Source organism: Pseudochrobactrum algeriensis, assembly GCF_018436245.1.
In the GTDB taxonomy this organism is placed as follows: domain Bacteria; phylum Pseudomonadota; class Alphaproteobacteria; order Rhizobiales; family Rhizobiaceae; genus Pseudochrobactrum; species Pseudochrobactrum saccharolyticum.
Genome location: NZ_CP075361.1, coordinates 2,755,001 through 2,774,525, shown reverse-complemented (window position 1 = coordinate 2,774,525; position 19,525 = coordinate 2,755,001). Strand labels below are relative to the sequence as shown.

Sequence of the window (19,525 nt, the reverse complement as noted above, 5' to 3'; positions counted from 1 at the left end):
GTAGTATTTGATGACTGAGGGCAAAAAGATTGTGCTGGTGGCAGCCTGTGCGCTGATTGATACGGATGGCCGTATTTTGCTGGCACAGCGCCCTGAGGGCAAGAATCTGGCCGGTCTTTGGGAGTTTCCGGGCGGTAAAGTTGAAAGCGGTGAAACACCGGAAGATGCGCTGATCCGCGAATTGCAGGAAGAGCTGGGGATCATCACCAAACATGCCTGCCTCGCGCCGCTGACTTTTGCCAGCTATTCTTACGATAAATTCCATCTGCTGATGCCGCTTTATATCTGCCGGCGCTATGAGGGCATTGCCCGTTCGATGGAAGGACAGGCGCTGAAATGGGTCAAACCAAAAGACCTGCGCTCCTATCCGATGCCGCCTGCCGATGAGCCGCTGATCCCTTTCCTGATGGATCTCCTGTAATCTCTCTGCACATCCTTGATAATTGCCGGTTATTTTTAGTCGTAAGACGGGTTTTTACGATTTTGTTAAGGGATGATTCACTGACATGCCGCATGGTGGGATCATCGCGCCGGAGTATGACGATGAGCAGCAATCGCAGTCAGTATCAGTCAGAATTTCTGACAGACTTTTTTAAAGATGATGAAGAGACAAAATCGGGCTTTATGCCTGTTGCCAAAAGCGGCTTTGTCCGTTGCATTTTGCTGTTCGGTTCCGCAATTCTCGCATTGACGCTGGTCATCGTGCCGGTGCTGAGCCAGAAAGCTAATAAGCAGACCGCGCAATCGCTGTTTCCTGCCGGTGTGGATATGATGTCCACCGGTTCTATTCAGCGCGGCAATACTGACAAAGCCTATATTGAGCGCAAAAGCCTGCTGCAATCCTCACCGGAGGCGGTTTGTGTGATTGCCCGTGACGGCTCCCAGCAGGGCGACTGCTGATCTTTCTTGTTACTTTTTCGGTTCTTTTTCCGTAGCAAGCAGGGCTTCAGCCAGTGAAGCCTTGGCCGATCCCGGTTTCAACGGCTGTTGCTGCGAGGCATGCGGTGCCCAGCCGGACATCCAGATGAATGAGAATGTTGCGCGGATGCGTCCGTCAGGATCGCTGAAGCGCGCGGCATAAATCTCCGCGGCCCGCATGAACAGACGACGGCCAACCGGTTTGCGCGAACGGCCGGTGAGTATATTGGCCATGCCCATGGCGCGGATATCGGCCATCAACGCAAACATATTGTCATAGCGCACAGTGACATTCTCAATATCCGTCACCGGTAGTGCAAAACCGGCACGCTGCAACAAGGCGCCACCATCACGCACATCGGCAAAAGGTGCCACACGGGGGCTGACGCCGCCGGTCAGTTCAGACTCTGCCTGCAACAGTGATTCACGCAGCTCTCCGAGTGTGCCGGCACCCGCCATGCAACCGAGAAACAATCCGTCAGGCTTCAGCGCCTGTTTGATCTGCATCATCAGTCCCGGCGTGTCATTGGTAAATTGTAATGATAGCAGTGAGATAATCAGATCAGCACTTTGTGGTGCCAGCGGCAGATATTCCGTGCTGTCTTTTGACTGATAGTCAATGCTTTCAATCACTGCTGCCTTGCCGGATTGCTGCAAAGATAAAGCAGCAGACGGCGTATAGGGATTGACGATCACAGCGCGGGAAAACTGACGTTCAACCGTTGAAAGCCGGTCTTCCAGATCCTGCACCGTGCGCTCCAGCAGAAAATCCGCACCACTTACATTGCGCTGCATCGCCCGTTTCAGGCGCTGTTGCAGCAATGCGCTGTCGAAGATGATGTTTGGAGTGGTTTCTGTTGCTGGCATTTCTCGTATCCCGATATTTCTCTGGACTACACCGGTGCATCTGGCATGGTGTTGTAAATGCGTTCAATCGGGGGCGAATGCAATGGGGGAATTGCCGCTTTCTCATGAAACTGTTGTGAGAGAGACAGGTTTTCGGCGCTTGCTGCAAAGTATGCAGACCTGTTTGAAAACGCTGCCGGACAGGATTTTTCCGGCACTTTGCGAGGGCTGCGACAGTCCTGTTTCACAGGCAGGCACTTTATGCGGAGCTTGCTGGAGTGAGATGCGCTTTCTGGAAGCGCCGTTGTGTCCGGTGATGGGCACGCCCTTTACCCATGATTTTGGTGAGCATTTTCTTTCAGCCGAGGCAATTACCGATCCGCCGCCTTTCCGGTGTTTGCGTTCTGTCGCCTGCCACGATGGTTCGGCACGTCATGCCGGTATTTCATTGAAATATTATGACCGGCTTGATCTCGCTCCATGGATGGCACGCTGGATGCAGCGGGCAGGGCATGAATTGCTTGAGGGATGTGATGTGATTATTCCGGTGCCGCTGCATCGCAAACGTTTGTGGAAACGCCGTTATAATCAGGCAGCAGAACTGGCACGGGTTCTGGCGAAGCTCAGCGGTAAGACCTATGATCCTTCTGCATTGCAACGCATTAAAGATACACGTCAGCAGGCGGAACTGAGCCAGTCCGAGCGGTTGCGCAATGTGGCAGGTGCATTTCAGGTACCGGAGGCAGGGCGAAATAGCGTGCAGGGGCGCACTGTGCTGTTGATTGATGATGTTTATACCACCGGTGCAACGGTGAAGGCCGCATGCCGTGCCTTGTTGAAAGCAGGTGCAGCAGAAGTGGATGTGCTGACTTTCGGCAGGGTTTTACCGGACATACAGAAATAATACCCGCGACAACAAACCGACAGCAAATGCTTGGATGATTGTGCAGGCATGGTTATATAGAGTTGAAACTCTGGAGACTCTTGAAATGAATGTTGAAATTTATACCCGTGACGGCTGTGGTTACTGCGCACGTGCAAAACAATTGCTGAATGAACGCGCACCTGGCTATACGGAATTTAATGCGAGTGTTGATCCGAAATATCGCGAAGAAATGATGACCCGCTCCGGTGGTACAACATTTCCGCAGATTTTTATCGGTGATGTGCATGTCGGCGGTTGTGACGATCTTCATGCGCTGGATCGTGCAGGCAAGCTGGTTACTCTGCTGGAAACCGGTAAAGCAGACTAATCTATAAGGCATAAAGGGGAGAATAATGTCGATGGTTAAAGTTGCAGCAGTGCAGATGCGTTCTGATGGCGATATGTCCGCCAATATTGAAGCCCTCAGCCGTATGGTCGGAGAGGCTGCCGCCCAAGGTGCGCAATATGTGCAGACGCCTGAAAATACCGGCATTATTCAGAATGACCGTGCGCTTTACCATGCCAGTCTTCATGCGGAGCAGGATGATCCTATGGTGCGTGAAGCCTCGGTTCTGGCAAAGCGTCACGGCATTCATCTCCATATCGGTTCCACACCGATTAAACTTGAGAGCGGGCTGATCGCCAACCGTGCTTTTGTTTTTGCGCCTGATGGTTCGAAAATCACCACTTATGACAAGATCCATATGTTTGATGTGGATCTGGATAATGGTGAGAGCTGGCGTGAATCCGATACGATTTCGGCCGGGGACCGCGCAGTGATCGCAGAACTGCCATTTATGAAACTCGGATTGGCAATCTGCTACGATATCCGCTTCCCGCAGCTGTTTCAGGCGCAGGCCAATGCCGGTGCTAATGTGATTTCCGCTCCTGCTGCTTTCACCCGTCAGACCGGTGAGGCACATTGGCATATCTTGCAGCGGGCGCGTGCCATTGAAAATGGTGCCTTCCTGATTTCTGCTGCGCAGGGCGGCCTGCATAACGGCAATCGCCAGACCTATGGTCACACAATTATTGTTTCACCATGGGGCAAAGTTCTGGCGGAAGCCGATCATGACAATCCGGCAGTGATCTATGCGGATATTGATGTGGCGGACAGCGCTGCTGCCCGCAATAAAATCCCGAATTTGAAAAATGCGCGGGAATTCAAACTGGAAACCATTGTCGCGGAAGGTGAAACGATCAAGGCATGATGCGGTTTTCTCTGCACTGTGACCAGTCCCATGAATTTGAGGGCTGGTTTCGTAATAATGAGGATTTCGACAGCCAGACCGCACGCGGTCTGGTGCAGTGCCCTGTTTGTCATTCGCCAAATGTGAATAAGGCGCTGATGGCACCGTCCGTCACCACCGGTCGCACCAAAGAGAAAATTGCTGCGACCATGGGTGAAGCCCAGCGCAAACTGCTGGATGAGATGCGTGAGATCAGTCGTAAGGTAAAAGAAAATGCCGATTATGTCGGCGACCGTTTTGCAGAAGAGGCGCGTAAAATTCACCATGGTGAAACGGAGGAACGCGGCATTTACGGTGAGGCAACGAAGGAAGAAATCACATCACTTGTAGAAGACGGTGTGGAAATTCTGCCGCTGCCGGTACTTCCTGAGGATTATAATTGAACCGTGCCGGTTCAATGGCTGAGGACTAGAGCGGTTTACGTCCAGATTGGATCACAGTGCTCGCTCTAGATTCTTTAGTGGTCGCATTGTCATGCCATTCAAGTTGAATCAACTTGAATGTGAAATGCTCTATAACTGATCCGTATATACGGATCAGTTTTTTCCAAGCATAATTTAGCGGCGTTGTGCCAGAACCATATAATTCACGTCGAGATCGCGTGAGCGGCTCCATGTATCATTGAGCGGATTATAGCTCACACCGGTTTTTTCCAGCACGGTCAGACCGGCAGCCTGCAATGGTTTTTCCAGCTCTTCAGGACGCACCAGTTTTTCATATTGATGGGTGCCTTTCGGCAGCCAGCGCAGCACATATTCTGCGCCGATAATCGCCAGACCCCATGCTTTGAGTGTGCGGTTGATGGTGGCAACAAACATCAGCCCCTGCGGTTTGACCATTTTCGCAGTCGCCGACATGAACAGATCGACGTCGGAAACATGCTCAACCACTTCCATATTCAGCACGATATCAAATTGCTCACCGGCATCGGCCAGATCTTCTGCTGTGGTGGCACGATAATCGATTTCAATGCCCATTTCCGCAGCATGGATTTTGGCGACTTCAATATTGGTGGTTGAGGCATCGGCACCGATAACTGTAGCGCCAAGGCGTGCCATCGGTTCGCAAAGCAGACCGCCGCCGCAACCAATATCCAGAATGCGCAGGCCTTCCAGCGGTCTTGCCGCCAGCGGATCACGGTTGAAATGCTTGCAGATCTGTTCTTTCAGATATTCCAGACGGGTCGGATTGAATTTATGGAGCGGGCGGAATTTGCCCTGCGGGTTCCACCATTCACTGGCAATGCGCGAGAAATGCGCAACTTCAGCGGGATCAATCGTGGTGCGGCCGGATACGGCTTCCTGTGGCTGTTGTGAGCCAGTATCTGTCTGTCTGGACGTGTCGGACATAGCTTTCTCCATTTCCTACCAATGGACTTGTCTGTTCATTGATGAAAGTCAAGTATCTTTTCGCCTGTTGCGCTTGCGAAGTGGTCATAATTTCGGTATGTCAGCATCACTTACCTGTCAGGAGTACCTCTCAGTACGATGGCAGGTTCCGTTGGTTCTCATTTTCATTTAGGATATGTCGACATAATGGCGCGCATTGTGATGAAATTCGGCGGTACTTCTGTGGCCGATCTTGAACGGATCCGGAATGTGGCGCGTCACGTTAAACGTGAAGTCGATTCCGGCAATGAAGTAGCAGTTGTGGTTTCGGCTATGGCCGGTAAAACCAATGAACTGGTTGCCTGGACGCGTGAAGCATCACCGATGCATGATGCCCGTGAATATGATGCGATTGTTGCATCGGGCGAGCAGGTAACGGCCGGTCTTCTGGCGATTGTGCTGCAGTCTATGGGCGTGAATGCGCGCTCATGGCAGGGCTGGCAGATCCCGATCAAAACCGACATGACGCATGGTGCGGCACGTATTACCGATATTGACGGTTCTTTCCTGATCAAGCGTTTTGGCGAAGGTCAGGTTGCGGTGATTGCCGGTTTCCAGGGCATCAGCCCGGACAACCGTATTTCGACGCTCGGTCGCGGTGGTTCCGATACTTCGGCAGTTGCCGTTGCGGCAGCGGTTAAAGCTGATCGCTGTGATATTTATACGGATGTGGATGGTGTCTATACGACCGATCCGCGCGTGGAGCCAAAAGCCCGCCGTATGGCCAAGATTTCCTTTGAGGAGATGCTGGAAATGGCATCCCTTGGCGCTAAAGTGCTGCAGGTTCGCTCCGTAGAACTGGCCATGGTGCATAAAGTGCGTACATTTGTACGTTCAAGCTTTGAAGATCCGCATGCGCCGGGCATGGGTGATCCGCTCAACCCTCCCGGAACACTGATTTGCGATGAGGATGAAATCGTGGAACAACAGGTTGTAACTGGTATTGCTTTCGCCCGAGATGAAGCTCAGATCTCATTGCGCCGCGTGGCCGACCGCCCGGGTGTATCTGCGGCGATTTTTGTCCCGCTGGCTGAAGAACATATCAATGTTGATATGATTGTTCAGAATGTTTCCGAAGACGGTTCGAAAACCGACATGACCTTCACCGTACCTTCCGGTGATATGGATAAGGCTGTACATGCGCTGGATAAGGTGAAAGCTGAAATCGGCTGTGACTCCATTCAGTCGGAAACCGGTCTGGCAAAAATTTCGGTAATCGGCACCGGTATGCGCTCTCATGCAGGTGTTGCAGCGACTGCATTTAAGGCGCTGGCTGAAAAAGGCATCAATATTCGCGCAATCACGACCTCCGAGATTAAAATCTCGATCCTGATTGACAGCGCATATACAGAACTGGCGGTACGAACCCTGCATTCTGTTTACGGGCTGGATAAGCACTAGAGCGGTTTACGTCCAGATTGGATCATAGCGCTCGCTCTAGATTCTTTATTTGGTCGCATTATCACTGCCGTCAAGTTGATCCAACTTGACTGTGAAATGCTCTAACAGCTGCGTAAATTATAAAGTTTCAGAAAGGCAGTGCTTCGCGGTGCTGCCTTTTTTTCTGCCTGTATTCTATTCATTTCTGTTGGGCGGCAACATTATAACAGGCCGTGCCGCGTTTAATCACATTCATGGCGTTCGTTCTATCTCCTTGTTTTTACGCATGTCACTATCGGAAAACCGGTACCCACTTTTCCGCGACATGCTATTATCTTTTCAGGGGTAAACGGAAATACAGGGTTTAGCTATGCAGCTACTGCATAGCTAAAGAGCGGAAATAAGAGCAGGACGATCCGGCTTTGGTCATGTGCGGGCAGCGGGATAAATAAAATCATTTTTGTTGATGGAGATGCTTTAATCGGTTTATGCCCCATTTTAGACACGTAAACTGGAATAAGAGCACAATGAATAATAAGATTTGATAATTGTACTCTGGACGATTGTGAGAAAAATGCTCACAAGCAAACCAAACTGAGCTATGCACACAGCGGTGTGATTCGTGATCGGACTGGTCTTGTAGTATCAGGATGAAACAATGCCTGACCGGCCGATCGGAAAATCGGTAAAAGCCGACAACGAACCATATACATTGTGTATTGTGGTTTGAGATTGGCATGAGGCATATGGAGGAGCATTGAGACCCTATGCGTGAGCTGACAGCCGGACCCCGGATTTTGCTCAAGCGTCTTCGCGCTTTAATGGCGGAAGCGCTCGAACCGCAGGAACGTCTTGACCGTATCGTGCGCGAAATCGCGCAAAATATGGTGGCGGAGGTCTGTTCATTCTATGTGCTCCGATCTGATGAAATTCTAGAGCTCTATGCGACCGAAGGTCTGAATCCGCAGGCCGTGCATCTGGCGCAGCTGCGTCTGGGGCAGGGGCTTGTCGGTACGATTGCCGCAACCGCTCGCCCGCTCAATCTGACTGATGCGCAGAGCCATCCGGCTTTCACTTATCTGCCAGAAACCGGTGAAGAAATTTATAACTCCTTTCTCGGTGTGCCGGTATTGCGCGCAGGCCGGACGATGGGCGTTCTAGTCGTGCAGAATCGCACCAAGCGTGCTTATCGCGAAGATGAGCTGGAAGCTTTGGAAACAACCGCCATGGTGCTGGCGGAAATGGTTGCCGCAGGCAATCTCACCCGCCTTGCGCGTCCCGGTGTGGAGCTGACCAACGGGCGTTCTGTCAGCTTCAACGGTCATGCCTATAATGATGGTGTAGGTCTCGGGCATGTGCTGCTGCATGAGCCGCGCATTGTCGTAACCAATCTCTTTAATGAAGATATCGAGCATGAAATCACCCGCCTTGATGAGGCGATGGGATCTCTGCGTCTCTCAATCGACGATATGTTGTCGCGTCGCGATGTGGCGGTAGAGGGGGAGCATCGGGATGTGCTTGAAGCCTACCGGATGTTTGCCCATGACCGTGGCTGGATGCGCCGCCTTGAGGAAGCTATCCGCAATGGCCTGACCGCGGAAGCAGCGGTTGAAAAGGTACAGAGCGATACGCGCGCACGGATGATGCATCTGAGCGATCCTTATATGCGTGAGCGTCTCAGTGATTTTGATGACCTTGCCAATCGTCTGATGCGGCAGCTGATGGGTTATGATCCGAAAACCGCTGCGGAAATGATGGCGAAGGATTCGATCATCGTTGCCCGTTCCATGGGGGCTGCGGAATTGCTGGATTACCCGCGCGAGCGAGTGCGCGGTCTGGTGCTGGAAGACGGTGCAACGACAAGCCATGTGGTGATTGTCGCGCGTGCCATGGGTATTCCGGTGGTCGGGCAGGCCAAAGGCGTAGTTGCACTGGCTGAAAATAATGATGCGATCATTATTGACGGTGAAGATGGCCGTGTTCATCTGCGGCCGCAGTCGGATGTTGAAGCAGCCTATGCGGAGAAAGTCCGTTTCCGCGCTAAAAGACAGGCGCTTTATCGTGAGTTGCGCGATAAGCCGACGATTACCAAAGATGGTCAGCCGGTTTCCTTGCTGATGAATGGCGGGCTGATCGTTGATCTGCCGCAGCTTAAAGAATCCGGTGCGGATGGTGTCGGACTGTTCCGCACAGAGCTGCAATTCATGGTGGCTTCTACTTTCCCGCGTTCCGGCCAGCAGGAAAAGCTCTATCGCGCAGTGCTGGAAGCAGCCGGCGACAAGCCGGTAACCTTCCGTACATTGGATATCGGCGGTGATAAGGTTCTGCCTTATTTCCGCTCCAACGCCCATGAAGAAAATCCGGCGATGGGCTGGCGGGCGATCCGCCTTGCTCTGGACCGGCCTGGTCTGATGCGTACGCAGTTGCGAGCACTGCTGAAAGCGGCGGGCGGTCGTGAATTGCGCATTATGTTGCCGATGGTGACAGAAGTGGCAGAGGTGAAAGCGACCCGCGAGATTATCGAACGGGAAGTCAATTACCTGACCCGTTTTGATTATCAGCCGCCGAGCAGTCTGAAAGTCGGGGCGATGATCGAGGTGCCGTCACTGTTGTGGCAGCTGGATGAGCTGATGCGCGAAGTGGATTTCGCCTCGGTAGGGTCGAATGATCTGTTCCAGTTCATTATGGCTGTTGACCGTGGCAATGCGCAGATTGCAGATCGTTTTGACCAGTTGTCTCCGGCATTTTTGCGGGTGTTGCAGCAGATTGCCGAAGCTGGCAAGCGCCACAATAAACCGGTGACACTCTGCGGTGAAATGGCGGGTAAGCCATTAACGGCGATGATGCTGGTGGGGCTGGGCTTTCGCTCGATCTCCATGTCTGCAGCGGCAATCGGACCGGTGAAAAATATGCTGTTGTCGCTTGATGCGGCGCAGCTGAATACGGTTCTGAGCGACCTCGTGCAGAGACCTGATGCCAACGGTTCAATCCGCGAGCATCTGGTTCGTTTTGCAACCGAACAGGGCATTCCTCTGTAACAGACCACAAAAAGCGCTGACATTTGTGCAGAAAATTTCGCAATCAGGCATTTCCGTTTGATTGCGAAATGCTTTATGGGTGCGCTCATCAAGCTGAAAACTGAATTTCAGACATATAATTATATTATCAGGATTATCGCATGGTCGCGCTTCCGCAAGACAGAATGGATCAGTTGTTAAAGCATTTTGTCATGCTTGAAGCGCAGATGGCGAATAATCCTTCGCCGGAAACCTATGTCAAACTGGCGTCGGAATATTCCGAGCTGCAAGATGTGGCGCTGAAAATTCGTGAATTGCAGGCTGCCCGTCAGGAGTTGAGCGATCTGGTTTCCATGCGCGATGATGCATCCGGCGATGCAGAAATGCGCGCTTTGGCTGAAATGGAAATTCCGGATACGGAAGAAAAAGTCGAGGCGCTGGAAGCCGAAGTCCAGATTTTGCTGCTGCCGAAAGATGCGGCGGATGAGAAAAACGCTATTCTGGAAATTCGTGCCGGTACCGGCGGTTCAGAGGCGGCCTTGTTTGGCGGTGACCTCTTCCGCATGTATGAGCGTTATGCTGCCGATAAAGGCTGGCGTGTCGAGGTTGTCTCTGCCAGTGAAGGCGATGCCGGTGGTTTTAAGGAAATCATTGCGACAATTTCCGGTAAGGGTGTGTTTTCCAAGATGAAATTTGAATCCGGTGTGCATCGCGTACAGCGCGTGCCGGAAACGGAAGCCAGCGGCCGTATTCATACATCGGCGGCAACGGTGGCTGTGCTGCCGGAAGCGGAAGATATTGATATTGAAATCCGCAATGAAGATATTCGTATTGATACGATGCGCGCGTCCGGTGCCGGTGGTCAGCACGTCAATACCACGGACTCGGCCGTACGTATCACCCATATTCCGACCGGGATTATGGTGGTGCAGGCAGAAAAATCGCAGCACCAGAACCGTGCGCGTGCGATGCAGATTTTGCGCGCACGTCTTTATGACATGGAGCGCCAGCGTGCAGAGAGCGAACGCTCGGAAGCGCGGCGCAGTCAGGTTGGCTCCGGTGACCGCTCAGAGCGCATTCGCACTTATAATTTTCCGCAAGGCCGTGTGACGGATCACCGGATTAATCTCACACTCTATAAGCTTGACCGCGTGATGATGGGCGAGCTTGATGAGCTGGTGGATGCATTGATTTCGGATCACCAGACCGCATTGCTGGCGGAATTGGGTGATAATTGATCGCCGTTATGACTAAACCGGAAACTACAAATAACACGCTTGGTCAGCTCTTAGCCCATGTGCGGCTTGAGTTGCGGCAGGCAGAAATCGACGGTGCCGAGCTGGATGCGCGCCTGCTGGTGCAGCATTTTACCGGTGCGACGCTGACAGATTTTGTAACCCGTTCGGATACAGCTGTCGCGCCGGATGTGACGGAGCGAGTGCTGGGTGCAATGCAGCGCAGGCTGGCCGGTGAGCCGGTACACCGAATCATCGGTGAGCGCGAATTTTATGGTCTGAGCTTTAAATTAAATGCCGATACGCTTGAGCCGCGCCCTGATACAGAGGCGCTGATCGGGCTGGTATTGCCGTTTCTCGAACAGAGAAGCTCAGAAAAGGGCTTCGTTGATCTTCTGGATATGGGCACCGGTACGGGGGCAATTGCGATTACCCTGTTGCATGAAATAAAGACCGCGCGCGGTGTTGCTGTTGATATTGCTGAAGGCGCCCTGCAAGCGGCACGGATCAATGCAAAATTGGCGGGTGTTTCATCACGCCTGGCTGTTCTGAAAAGTGACTGGTTTGGTGCGGTTCGCGGAAAATATGACCTGATTGTCTCGAATCCGCCCTATATTCCGGCAAAAACAGTGCTTGAACTGGACAGGGAAGTTAAAGATTACGATCCGCGCCGTGCTCTGGACGGCGGAGAGGACGGATTAAATTTTTATCGTGCTCTTGCAAAGCACAGTGGCGCCTACCTACATGATAATGGTATAGTTGCTGTGGAAATCGGGGCAGGACAGGCGGATGATACGGAGGCAATTTTTGCACAATATTCATTCCGTCTGACAAGCGTAGCCGAAGATTTGGCCGGTCATAAACGGGCATTGTCATTTCAGCGTTGACTTTAATGTTTAATATGCCCAAAAAAGACTTGGAATTTACGGCAAACACGTCTAATTTCCTGTCACCGCTACTGCATCGCATGTCCTGTAGGATGGATGAAAGATGCGGTAACAATTCGGACTAATGCGTAATCTCATTTTTAAACCGGCAGCGATTTAAAGAATTATGCATTGGTATGTCGGACAGGGTTGTCAGCCTGAAATTATATGTTTGAATTTGTATCTTTATAAAACCGTGTCATGCGACGCGAAATTATGAGTGATTCAGACATTTTGATCAGCAGCTGTCCGGTGGTTTTTCAACCGACCTCCTTTGCGGAGTTGCTGACACGGCAGCACAAAACTTAAATTAAAATTATACGCTGAAAGTGCGGGGCGCGCTTTCTGTTATTGTAGTTATGAAGTCGCTCAGCCCTTTCAGCTGAAATGATTTCTTCGCCCCTAATCTGAAAAGAGATGAGTATGAGGCCAGGACAGCAGAACAGGCGCATGCGTGGACGGGGGAATAATAACCGTAAGGGCCCTAATCCTCTTTCCCGTAATTACGAAAGTAACGGACCTGATGTAAAAATCAGGGGTAATGCGCAGCATATTGCCGAAAAATATATGACTTTGGCCCGTGATGCGCAGGCGACCGGCGACCGGGTGATTGCAGAAAATTATTTGCAGCACGCTGAACATTACAATCGCATTATTCTGGCGGCACAGGCACAAAATCCTGCGCCGGTGCAGCGCGATGAAGCTTTTGATGATGACTTTGATGATGAAGAAGGTATGGAGCAGGGTCATTCCGGCCAGTCCGTATCGCATCAGGAAGTTTATGATGGCAGCGGCCCGCAGCCTGTGATCGAAGGCACGCCTGCTGAAGTCATGTATGGCGAAGAAAATTCCCGTTCTTCCAACCGTAATAACCGTCAGCAGAATAATCGTCAGGATCGCGGCGACCGTAATGATCGCAATGATCGTAACGACCGCAACAATGACCGTCAGGGTCGCATGCAGCGCCCGCGCCGTCATCAGCGTCCGGAATATGGTGCAGATCAGGGACAGGAAGCGCCGGTTGCAGCCGCACAGGTGCCTTTTGACCAGTCTGCTGAACAGCCGGTTGTCACGTCAAATTTTGCTGAACCGGTTGTGACTGAAGTTGCGGAAGCGCCTGTTACCCGTCGTCGTCCGCGTGCCGCTGCGCCTGTTATGCAGGACGGTGATGATGCACCGGCAGTGGAAGCGAAGCAGGATGTTGTTGCTGAAGCAACCGGTGCGGATGAAGCACCGGCACCGCGCACCCGCCGTGTTCTGCGCCCGCGCCGCACGACAAGCCGTGCAGCGAAGGCTGATGGTGAAAATCAGGATCAGGATACCGCTTTTGCTGAAACAGAATAATCTGTTTGCATAAGAGAGAATAAAAACCGGCAGGGAAATCTGCCGGTTTTTTTATGTGCGGGCGGGCATGGCTGCGGCTTTGCATAACTGCGGGCGGGGCTTAACCCCTGTTGTGATAATAATTTTTCACCTTCATGCTTTCAGCCCTTGCAGGGAGAGGGCTATCGCCCCATATCCCTTATGACAGGATGCCGGAGCAATTTATTCCATGCATTTCCAGTGAAACTGGTTCTGATTTTTGCCGGAATATTTTGTCCCGTTTATCTAAGTCTGCTGAATAATGGTTCCTGCCTTTAAGGGGGAGCCGTCACCCATGATCTGCCGGTGCCTTGAAGGGCTGGCGGGCGAAAAGGAGACACTATGAATATTGAAAAATACAGCGAGCGCGTACAGGGGTTTCTCCAGTCAGCGCAAAGCTTTGCATTGAATTCTGATAACCAGCAATTTGCCCCTGAACATCTGCTGAAAGTCTTGGTGGATGATGAAGAAGGTCTGGCTTCCGGCCTGATCGAGCGGGCAGGCGGTCGCCTTGCTGATCTTAAGCTCGGATTGCAGAGTGCCTTGGCTGCACTGCCGAAAGTAACCGGCGGTAGCGGACAGCTATATCTGTCGCCAGCACTTGCAAAAATCCTGACCACTGCGGAAGAACTGGCCACCAAAGCCGGTGACAGTTATGTCACGGTTGAGCGTCTGCTCACCGCTTTCACACTGGAAAAAAGCGCAAAAACCTATGAAATTCTGACACAAGCCGGTGTCACAGCCAAAGCTTTGAATGAGGTAATTAATCAGATGCGTAAAGGCCGGACTGCCGATAGTGCTTCTGCTGAAGCCAATTTCGAAGCGCTGAAAAAATATGCCCGTGACCTGACCGAGGATGCGCGTTCCGGTAAGCTTGATCCGGTGATTGGCCGTGATGAAGAAATCCGCCGTACCATTCAGGTTCTGTCGCGCCGTACCAAGAATAATCCGGTGCTGATCGGTGAACCGGGCGTGGGTAAAACCGCGATCGCCGAAGGTTTGGCACTGCGTATCGTTAATGGTGACGTGCCTGAATCGCTGAAAGACAAGCGGTTGATGGCGCTGGATATGGGGGCGCTGATTGCCGGTGCGAAATATCGCGGTGAATTTGAAGAACGTCTGAAAGCTGTGTTGACGGAAGTTGAAGCGGCGGCAGGTGAAATCATCCTGTTCATCGACGAAATGCACACTCTGGTCGGTGCCGGTAAATCGGACGGCGCGATGGATGCATCCAATCTGCTGAAGCCTGCGCTTGCGCGTGGTGAGTTGCACTGTGTTGGTGCAACAACATTGGAAGAATACCGCAAATATGTTGAAAAAGATGCGGCTCTTGCCCGTCGTTTTCAGCCGGTATTTGTCAATGAGCCAACCATTGAAGATACGATCTCGATCCTGCGCGGGCTGAAGGAAAAATACGAGCAGCATCACAAAGTGCGTATCTCGGATTCTGCTCTGGTATCAGCCGCAAGCTTGTCGAACCGCTACATCACTGACCGTTTTCTGCCGGATAAGGCGATTGACCTTGTGGATGAAGCGGCTGCGCGCTTGCGTATGCAGGTGGATTCCAAGCCGGAAGAGCTGGACGAGATGGATCGCCGTGTCATGCAGCTGAAGATTGAGCGTGAAGCGCTTAAGCTGGAAACTGATACGGCTTCGAAAGACCGGTTGCAGCGTCTTGAAAAAGAACTGACCGATCTGGAAGAGGAATCCGCTGAACTGACCGCCAAGTGGCAGGCAGAAAAGCAGAAACTCGGCCATGCGGCAGATCTGAAAAAGCAGCTTGAAGATGCGCGTAATGCTCTGGCCACTGCCCAGCGGAATGGTGAATTCCAGAAAGCCGGTGAACTGGCCTATGGTACGATCCCGCAGCTGGAAAAACAGCTGAGCGATGCGGAAGCACAGGAAAATACCGGCACAATGCTGGAAGAAACTGTGTCACCGGATCACATCGCGCAGATCATTTCCCGCTGGACAGGTATTCCTGTTGACCGGATGTTGGAAGGCGAACGGGAAAAACTGCTGCGGATGGAAGACGAACTCGGCAAGCGGGTGATCGGTCAGGGTGAAGCGGTGCAGGCGGTCTCGCGTGCGGTGCGTCGTGCCCGTGCCGGTCTGCAGGATCCGAACCGTCCGATCGGCTCGTTCATCTTCTTAGGACCAACCGGTGTTGGTAAAACAGAACTGACCAAAGCTTTGGCCACATTCCTGTTTTCCGATGAAACAGCCATGGTGCGGATTGATATGTCCGAATTCATGGAGAAGCACTCGGTTGCCCGTCTGATCGGTGCCCCTCCGGGCTATGTCGGTTATGAAGAAGGCGGTGTGCTGACAGAAGCTGTGCGTCGTCGTCCGTATCAGGTGATCCTGTTCGACGAGATTGAAAAGGCACATCCGGATGTCTTCAACGTGTTGTTGCAGGTGCTGGATGATGGTCGCCTGACTGATGGTCAGGGGCGTACGGTGGATTTCCGCAATACGCTGATTATCATGACCTCCAATCTCGGTGCGGAATATCTTGTTGCGCTGAATGAAGATCAGGATGTGGATAGCGTACGTGAAGAAGTCATGGGTGTTGTCCGTGCATCTTTCCGTCCGGAATTCCTCAACCGCGTGGATGAGATTATTCTGTTCCATCGCCTGCGCCGCTCTGAAATGGGTGCGATTGTCGATATTCAGCTGGCAAGGTTGCAGAACCTGCTGAGTGACCGCAAGATCACGCTGGATGTTGAGGATGATGCCCGTAACTGGCTGGCCGATAAGGGCTATGATCCTGCTTATGGTGCCCGCCCGCTGAAACGGGTGATCCAGAAACAGGTACAGGATCCGCTTGCTGAGAAAATTCTTGGCGGCGATATCCTCGATGGTTCGGTTGTGGATATTTCGGCCGGATCAGACCGGCTGGTTTTCCAGCCTAAGCCGAAACACTAAGTTTCAGGGGTACAATACACCCTGATTGAGTGAAGAGATGGTAAGCGGCATCACTGAATGTGGTGCCGCTTTTTCATGGCGCTCTGGCTTTATTGAATTGTCGCATGCTCGCGTACGCTCAATGAGTCCATTGAGCTGCGTCATGCTTTATAAAAAATATCTGTTGCGGATTGTCTTCTTCATATGCAGTTAAGTTATTAACCATAAAAATGGCCTGATCTGTGACTAAGGCATTTCAGGTCAGGCGACTGGCTGAAGAAACAAGATTTGCGCTTTAAAGGGTGTGGTATGCATAAAATGCGGGGAATTCTACGGAAGACTTATCTCGGACTGTCGGTGACAGCGCTGACGGGTCTGACAACGGCGACCGCTTATGCGTCCCCTTTTGATATTGGTGGGTCTGCTTCCGGTGAGGAGCGTCCCGTGTTGATGGCACAGCTTTATGATCCGGGTGAAGTTATTTATCAGGATAATAAAGTACGGGTCTATATTGATGCTTCAGGGCGTCAGGTGACCATGGATAATAGCGGCAAGATTTTGCGTATTCAGGAACAGCCGGGCGGCTATCCGCAACAGCCTCCGCAGCAGCCGGATTCTAATGATAACTGGACATTGAACGGACCGGTCGGCGGCGGCGTGCCTTATGACGGCTTTGCCAATGTGCCGGATGATGCCGGTACGGATTATTTTCCGGCAGCACCGCGTGGCAATACGGGTGTGAATAATGCTGCGGTTGACCGTTCTGCTTTGCCGGATGTCGGTGCTGCACCATCACCGGATGATAATGATTTCAAACCTGCGATTGAAGATCCTTACGGGCAATATCCGAACACGTCCTCCGGCATGTCCGGTTCGCAGACACCGTCAGTTGTGATGCCGAAAGGTCAGGGTGCGAAAGCTAAATTTGCAGCCTATCAGATCATGCTGGATCGTGCCGGTACATCACCGGGCGTGATCGACGGCAAAGCAGGCAGCAATGTTGACAAGGCGGCGGCATCTTATCTGGAAGTAACGGGTCTGAGCATTAACCCTGCAGATGAAGCGCAGGTCAATGCCCAGCTCGAAGCCACAGGCGGCCCTGCTTTCACAGAATATACGATTACCAATGAGGATATCGGGCGTTTTTATCTGGCTTCTGTCCCCAATGATTACAGCGAGAAGGCAAAGCTGCCGGAAATGGCCTATGTCTCGCCGCGTGAAATGCTGGCTGAAAAATTCCACATTGATGAAAACTATCTTCAGGAAATCAATCCGGGTATCAGTTTCCGCCAGCCCGGCGAAGTGATCCGTGTGCCTAATCTGGGCAAGCAGAAGCGTGCGCCTATTGCTAAAATTATTGCGGATAAGGCACGAAAACAAGTGCGCGGCTATGATGCAAACGGCAAACTGGTTGTGGCCTATCCGTCGACAATCGGCTCGGCAGATAATCCTTCGCCGTCCGGCATTGTGACGGTTGAACGTATCGCGACCAATCCGAACTATACCTATAATCCGAAGATTAATTTCAAACAGGGCAATAATGACAAGGTGCTGATTGTGCCGCCGGGACCTAACGGGCCGGTGGGGACTGTGTGGATTGCGCTGTCAAAGCCGACTTATGGTATTCACGGCACCCCTGATCCGTCCCGTATCGGTAAAACAGCCAGTCACGGTTGTATCCGCCTTGCCAACTGGGATGCGGAAGAACTGGTCAAGCTTGTAAAACCCGGAGTGACCGTGGAGTTTACGGAATAAGAAATAAAAAAGCGGCCTGAAAGGCCGCTTTTTTGTTCTATAAAATTTATCAGCTTTTTGCCTGAGATGTATTGGCAACCTTGGCAGGGGCATCTCCCTTACCATCCAGCAGCTGATCAATACGGTTACGTTCACGCGTAAAGACTTCCAGCTGTTTTCCGCCCAGAGACTGACTTTGCGGCATACGGATACGCATCGGGTCCACTTTTGCGCCATTCACAATCACTTCATAGTGCAAATGCGGGCCGGTCGATAGACCGGTTGAACCGACATAACCGATCAGCTGTCCCTGACGAACACGTGCGCCGGGTGTAATGCCGGAAGCAATTGCGTTCTGGTGGTTATAACTGGTCTGATAGCCATTGCCGTGACGGATAATGGTCTGATTACCGTAACCATTGGCCCAACCGGCTTTTTCAACAACACCATTACCGGCAGCGAGAATCGGGGAGCCGCGCGGTGCACGCCAGTCAACACCCGTATGCATGCGGACATAACCGAGGATAGGATGGCGTCGTCCGCCGAATGGCGAACCGAAAACACCGTTCGGAACCGGTTTACGGATCAGGAATTGCTGGGCACTGCGGCCGTTCTCATCATAAAATTCCACGCCGCCTTCCGGCGACTGGTAGCGATAGAATTTTTTGGTCGTGCCGCCCATATTGGCGCTGACATAGAGCAGCTGAGATTCTTCGTTGGCACTTTCGGAATCTTCCGGCAGGGAGAAGAATGCTTCAATCGCATCGGAGCGGGTGATCTTGGATTGCAGATCGACATCATTCGCCAGCATTTTTATCAGCTGCCGCGCCATATCATTGGTCATGCCATAGGCAAGAGCTGCTTTATAAACGGCATCATAAACAGATGGCAGCTCACCGCGGATTGTCGGCGGTGGTGCATTATCATCAAATGCAGTTTGCAGAAGCGGGGTCATTTCCGGTTCATCAGACGGAACATATTGGTTTTGGTCATCAAGAGCGACCGTAACAATATGGGTTGTTCCGTTATAGAGTGTCACACGGACAATATGATCTTCTTCTTCAGAAGAGGTCACACCCACACGCAATACGCTGCCAGCCTTCAGGCGCGGCGAATTCATCAACTTGCTCAGGGCTTCAGCAATATTATCCGCATCTTCCCCCTCATAGCCGCTCTTATTCAGAGCATCGATGATTTTCGAATCCGAACGGAAAGGAATAATATCTTCGGAGAAGCCGGTATTGGTTTCACCATCGAGAAGGCGGTTGCTGACGCTGACATTTTCCTGCGTGATACGCACGCCAAGCGGTTGCGTCAGCGTATAAGGGGAGTCACCACTATTACCAAAGCGCAGCGGATCGACATAATGAAGAGACGCGATCTGCACATCGCCGTCAGTCAGCAGCTGACCGGTGCTGCGGACGACTTTTTCAACTTCGTCACTGGTAAGATCTGATGCTGAATCATAGTTTCCGGCATTAACCGGAAAATCGATTGTGCGCAGACTGATTTCACTTTCAACCTTCGCGCCGTAAATTTGTCCGGTACTCGCAGCCTGTACCTGCTGTTTAGCGCCGTCAGAGAAAACAGCCATAGCATCAAATGCCGGATATTGGCGGCTTGCCGGATGATCGGCG

Annotated in this window: 16 protein-coding genes (1 of these 16 only partly in view); 13 read left to right on the top strand and 3 right to left on the bottom strand. The window is 52.0% G+C overall.

Annotation, left to right across the window (positions count from 1 at the left end; genetic code table 11):
• The first annotated feature begins 10 nt into the window (after positions 1-10).
• Positions 11-421, top strand: a complete 411-nt coding sequence (mutT, locus tag KHQ09_RS14850; protein WP_075657337.1) for an 8-oxo-dGTP diphosphatase MutT — start codon at positions 11-13, stop codon at positions 419-421.
• A 122-nt stretch (positions 422-543) separates the two neighbouring features.
• Positions 544-900, top strand: a complete 357-nt coding sequence (locus KHQ09_RS14845; protein WP_022711265.1) for a hypothetical protein — start codon at positions 544-546, stop codon at positions 898-900.
• A 9-nt stretch (positions 901-909) separates the two neighbouring features.
• Here the strand turns inward: KHQ09_RS14845 and KHQ09_RS14840 are convergent, their stop codons facing one another.
• Positions 910-1,785, bottom strand: coding sequence for a methyltransferase domain-containing protein (locus KHQ09_RS14840; RefSeq protein WP_213599059.1), 876 nt, complete (start codon positions 1,783-1,785; stop codon positions 910-912).
• Positions 1,786-1,867: 82 nt separating this feature from the next.
• Between KHQ09_RS14840 and KHQ09_RS14835 the strand changes: the two genes are divergently transcribed.
• The 4 genes from KHQ09_RS14835 to KHQ09_RS14820 all read left to right on the top strand — a co-directional run bounded on the left by KHQ09_RS14835 (position 1,868) and on the right by KHQ09_RS14820 (position 4,322).
• Entirely contained in the window at positions 1,868-2,668 is an 801-nt protein-coding gene (locus KHQ09_RS14835; RefSeq protein ID WP_213599057.1) for a ComF family protein, read from the top strand.
• Positions 2,669-2,753: 85 nt separating this feature from the next.
• On the top strand, positions 2,754-3,017 hold the full coding sequence (gene grxC / locus KHQ09_RS14830; RefSeq protein WP_033316077.1) for a glutaredoxin 3: 264 nt from the start codon (positions 2,754-2,756) through the stop codon (positions 3,015-3,017).
• A gap of 25 nt (positions 3,018-3,042) precedes the next feature.
• The gene (locus KHQ09_RS14825) at positions 3,043-3,900 is read left to right on the top strand and encodes a carbon-nitrogen hydrolase family protein (RefSeq protein WP_213599054.1); all 858 of its coding nucleotides are present in this window, start codon (positions 3,043-3,045) and stop codon (positions 3,898-3,900) included.
• Positions 3,897-4,322, top strand: a complete 426-nt coding sequence (locus tag KHQ09_RS14820) for a DUF1178 family protein (protein WP_116089004.1) — start codon at positions 3,897-3,899, stop codon at positions 4,320-4,322. Before KHQ09_RS14825 ends, KHQ09_RS14820 begins: the two co-directional genes overlap by 4 nt.
• A gap of 174 nt (positions 4,323-4,496) precedes the next feature.
• On the opposite strand, the gene ubiG is transcribed toward KHQ09_RS14820, so the two are convergent.
• On the bottom strand, positions 4,497-5,288 hold the full coding sequence (gene ubiG / locus KHQ09_RS14815) for a bifunctional 2-polyprenyl-6-hydroxyphenol methylase/3-demethylubiquinol 3-O-methyltransferase UbiG (protein ID WP_083647263.1): 792 nt from the start codon (positions 5,286-5,288) through the stop codon (positions 4,497-4,499).
• Between the two features lie 186 nt (positions 5,289-5,474).
• Between ubiG and KHQ09_RS14810 the strand changes: the two genes are divergently transcribed.
• From KHQ09_RS14810 to KHQ09_RS14780, 7 genes are all read left to right on the top strand, one after another.
• Positions 5,475-6,728, top strand: coding sequence for an aspartate kinase (locus tag KHQ09_RS14810; protein WP_022711258.1), 1,254 nt, complete (start codon positions 5,475-5,477; stop codon positions 6,726-6,728).
• A gap of 746 nt (positions 6,729-7,474) precedes the next feature.
• The gene (gene ptsP / locus KHQ09_RS14805) at positions 7,475-9,745 is read left to right on the top strand and encodes a phosphoenolpyruvate--protein phosphotransferase (RefSeq protein ID WP_075657341.1); all 2,271 of its coding nucleotides are present in this window, start codon (positions 7,475-7,477) and stop codon (positions 9,743-9,745) included.
• 140 nt (positions 9,746-9,885) lie between these two features.
• A complete protein-coding gene (gene prfA / locus KHQ09_RS14800; RefSeq protein ID WP_213599052.1) occupies positions 9,886-10,962 on the top strand; it encodes a peptide chain release factor 1 in 1,077 nt (358 codons plus the stop codon).
• 8 nt (positions 10,963-10,970) lie between these two features.
• Positions 10,971-11,846 carry a peptide chain release factor N(5)-glutamine methyltransferase gene (prmC, locus tag KHQ09_RS14795; RefSeq protein WP_213599050.1) on the top strand — a complete coding sequence of 292 codons (876 nt, stop codon included), beginning with the start codon at positions 10,971-10,973 and terminating at the stop codon, positions 11,844-11,846.
• A gap of 462 nt (positions 11,847-12,308) precedes the next feature.
• Positions 12,309-13,229 carry a DUF4167 domain-containing protein gene (locus tag KHQ09_RS14790; protein ID WP_213599048.1) on the top strand — a complete coding sequence of 307 codons (921 nt, stop codon included), beginning with the start codon at positions 12,309-12,311 and terminating at the stop codon, positions 13,227-13,229.
• Positions 13,230-13,589: 360 nt separating this feature from the next.
• Positions 13,590-16,175, top strand: a complete 2,586-nt coding sequence (gene clpB / locus KHQ09_RS14785; RefSeq protein WP_213599046.1) for an ATP-dependent chaperone ClpB — start codon at positions 13,590-13,592, stop codon at positions 16,173-16,175.
• A gap of 297 nt (positions 16,176-16,472) precedes the next feature.
• The gene (locus KHQ09_RS14780) at positions 16,473-17,909 is read left to right on the top strand and encodes a L,D-transpeptidase (protein ID WP_213600032.1); all 1,437 of its coding nucleotides are present in this window, start codon (positions 16,473-16,475) and stop codon (positions 17,907-17,909) included.
• A 49-nt stretch (positions 17,910-17,958) separates the two neighbouring features.
• On the opposite strand, the gene KHQ09_RS14775 is transcribed toward KHQ09_RS14780, so the two are convergent.
• Positions 17,959-19,525, bottom strand: the 3' portion of a protein-coding gene (locus KHQ09_RS14775; RefSeq protein WP_213599044.1) for a M23 family metallopeptidase. The gene runs 401 nt beyond the window's last position; the window shows 1,567 of its 1,968 coding nt (coding positions 402-1,968); its start codon lies off the right edge, out of view — the gene reads right to left on this strand; the stop codon is at positions 17,959-17,961.